The 3,327-nt window shown below is 59.6% G+C and carries 3 protein-coding genes and 1 pseudogene; 2 read left to right on the top strand and 2 right to left on the bottom strand.

The features are described from left to right. Nucleotides 1–193, bottom strand: a pseudogene (locus tag ACPYOJ_RS34130) (two-component system sensor histidine kinase/response regulator); the annotation flags it as partial. Between the two features lie 269 nt (nucleotides 194–462). Next, the gene (locus ACPYOJ_RS34125; RefSeq protein WP_481420187.1) at nucleotides 463–1,908 is read right to left on the bottom strand and encodes an MFS transporter; all 1,446 of its coding nucleotides are present in this window, start codon (nucleotides 1,906–1,908) and stop codon (nucleotides 463–465) included. Between the two features lie 233 nt (nucleotides 1,909–2,141). Here ACPYOJ_RS34125 and ACPYOJ_RS34120 point away from each other — a divergent pair, with 233 nt between their 5' ends. Next, nucleotides 2,142–2,402, top strand: a complete 261-nt coding sequence (locus ACPYOJ_RS34120) for a hypothetical protein (protein WP_168830926.1) — start codon at nucleotides 2,142–2,144, stop codon at nucleotides 2,400–2,402. A 106-nt stretch (nucleotides 2,403–2,508) separates the two neighbouring features. After that, on the top strand, nucleotides 2,509–3,327 hold an 819-nt coding region (locus tag ACPYOJ_RS34115), incomplete at its 3' end, for a DMT family transporter (protein WP_481420186.1).

Here is a 3,327-nt window from a genome sequence, read left to right as displayed (position 1 = left end):
GCGTATGATCGAGCACCACCGCGTCGATACCGCCGTCAGCGATGCGTCGCAGCGCGGCGGCACCATCCTGCACCCATTCGACCTCGAAACCGTGCTGGGTCAGGTGTTCTTGCATCAGCAGCCCGAGCATCTCGTCCTCGTCGACGTAGAGGATGCGGATTTCGGACTTCGCATCGTCGGGAGCGTCACCCATGCGCCCTCCGGAGGCTGCCTGGCAGCCACGCAACGGCCCCGCGGCGAGGGCATCCGCGATCGAATGTCGTATTGCATCGGTCATTGCGCGTAAACGGCGGCGAAGCCTCCGCCCCCCTGACCTTCAATCGAAGGAAGTTCGAATTTGGAACCATAGCGGCAATATAACCCTGCCCGCAGGACAACTCGCGGGATGAAAAGATACTGCGAACGGAAAGATGCGCAAACCCACCGTTAAACGCGCCTGACCCGAAATAGTTCCGTCCATAGTCAAGTTTTTTGATAGCGCCTGTGCTTCGAGACTTCCGCACCGGCATCTGCAGGCAGCCTAAGAAAGCGCAAGGATGAAACGATCCCGATCAGGCCAATTGCAGCAAAAGCCCAGCGGAAATCCGCAAGCGCAGGCTCTGCCGCTGCACGCAACGCAACGGAGACATTGAGCACCGCCGCGGCCACTGCGACCCCGAGCAGCATAGAGAGCTGCTGCAGCATACTCGACAACGTGGAGGCGGAACTGCGCTGTGCCGGACCGACATCGGCGAAGGAAAGCGTGTTCAGCGCTGTGAACTGCATCGAACGCGAAAGCCCCGCCACAAGCAGGATTGCGTAGATGAGCGGTTGCGGCGTAGCCGGCGTGAAAAAGCCGCAGGCAATGATAGAACAAGCGGCAATCAATCCGTTGAAACAGAGGACTTTGCGGAAGCCGAACCGGGCAAGCAACGGCGTCGTCACGACCTTCATGCCGAGATTGCCGAGGAAATAGACCAGCAGATATGTCCCCGCAGCAATCGAACCGAGCCCGAAACCGAGCTGGAACAGCAACGGCAGCAGGAAGGGCGTGGCGTTGACGGCGAGCCGGCAGGCCGTGCCCGCAGAAAGCGTCGACATCGCGAAGGTCTCGACCTTGAAGGCCGACAGGTCGAGCAGTGGATTCTTCACCCGCAGGAAATGCCGGATTGCTAGGCCGGAAAGCGCAATGCCCGCCGCAACCATCGCCAACACGGCAAGCAGGCTGCCCTCCCACTTTACGGAGAGCTCGAGCGCGGCGAGCACGAATGTCATGCCGGCGCCACTCAGAATGAAGCCCAGGATGTCGAGGGGGCCGGCATGCTCCTCGCGTTGCTCCGGTACGAAACGCAGCACGAGCGCGATGCCGAGCAACCCGATCGGTATATTGATCAGAAAGTTCCAGTGCCAGCTTGCATAGGTGGTGATGAAACTGCCGAGTACCGGCCCGACGACCGGCGCCGTCAGCGCTGGCCATGTGATCAGCGCGATCGCGTTCACCAGCTCGGACTTGGGCGCATTCTTCAAGACGATGATGCGTCCGACCGGCGTCATCAACGCGGCGCCGGCGCCCTGGATCGCACGCGCGACGATGAATTCCGCAAGGCTGCCGGATAGGCCGCAAAAGAGCGACGCACCGGTGAAGACCGCAATCGACGCCAGAAAGACCCGGCGCGCGCCGAAACGATCGCCGAGCCATCCGGAAAGCGGGATGAAGGCCGACATCGTCAGCATGTAGACCGTGATGCCGATGCTCATGGAGACCGGCTGCACACCGAAGCTCACCGCCATCTGCGGCAACGACGTCGCGACGATCGTACCGTCGAGAATTTGCATGAAGAACGATACGGCGACCACCAGTGCCACGATTTTCGCCTGGCGGCCGCTCGCCGCCTCGTCCGGCTTTTCACTCGTCTGTACTGCGGTCATCGATACGTCACTGAGTATTGCGGAAAGAAACGCTTATCGCGCGGTCAGGCAGGATTGAGGCACTTTGATACGCCGCTCATGCCGAAGCGAAAAGCAAAAACAGGCAAGCGCCGCTCACAATTTCCAATTTGCTGCAATGGTTCATGAATCGACGGCACAAATTGGCTTCACAAACGTTAATGTAGACGGGCGGCGAAATTTCGCCTTGCGGGAATTCAATCGAGGATATTTCAATGACGCCGGAAGACCGACGCGCTGTCTTCAGCCATCGCAAGATCGCAGCCATTATCAAGGGAATAACGCAGGATGACGGCACCGACATGTCCATAACGGGCAAGTCGCTCGGCGAGGCAATTCTATTCGTGTCCGAGCAATCTGCGACGGATGCATCGAGCGTGCATATCATCTATGGCGACAACGGTTCGCTGAGCTACACGGATTGCCTCAGCATCTATCGGGAATACAGCACGGAAATTCGCAGTGAATTGGAGTAAACGGCCGGATCGCACATTCGCATGCCAGCTATTCGCAACCGTCTCTCCTTTCCCCGGCGATTTTTGAGTATGCGGGGACAACCTGCCTCAAATCCGATTCGAGAACATGTCTTCCATCCATTCGCCTCTCCGCGGTGTCGCCGTCGCGTTCGTCGCCTACGCGGTCTTTGCCTTCAGCGACGCCTCGATCAAAATTCTACACGGAGCAATACCTCCCTATCAGGTGGCATTCATCGGCGCCATCTTCGGGCTGGTCGTCCTGCCGGTCATCAAGGCGCGGAATGATTCATGGCTGGATATCGCCAGGACATCGAACCGCACCTTGTGGATGCTGCGCTTCATCTGCGGGGCAATCGGCGCTCTCGCCTCGATCATCACCTTCACGAAGCTGCCGATGGCGGAAGCCTTCTGCCTCCTCTTCCTGCTCCCCTCCTTCGTGACGATTCTTTCCGTCATCTTCCTCAAGGAGGATGTCCGCTGGCAGCGCTGGACGGCGGTCGTCATCGGGTTCATCGGTGTGCTGATCGTGCTGAGGCCCGGTTTCCGCGAATTGTCGGTCGGCCATCTGGCGGCTGCGATCGGCGGTCTGAGCGCGGCGATCTCGATTGTCATCCTGCGGGCCATGGGCCCGGCCGAAAAGCGCCTTTCGCTTTATGGCGCAGGGCTTCTCGGTACACTGACCCTCAGCGGCCTGCTGATGGTTTCAAACGTGGTTGTTCCGACGCCGCGCGAGTGGCTGTTCATTGCGAGCTACGGAATTCTTGGCGCAATCGGCAACGTGCTTCTCATGACGGCTGCCCGCTTTGCGCCTGCCAGTCTCGTCGCACCACCGCAGTACAGTCAGATGATCTGGGCGATCGCCTTCGGCTACCTCCTCTTCGATGACACCATCGACCTGCCGATGGCGGCCGGCATCGTGCTGATC

It is taken from the genome of Rhizobium sp. SVR5-9E (assembly GCF_056755095.1).
The sequence above is the reverse complement of the archived record's forward strand: the minus strand, read 5'-3'. Positions and strand labels throughout refer to the sequence as shown.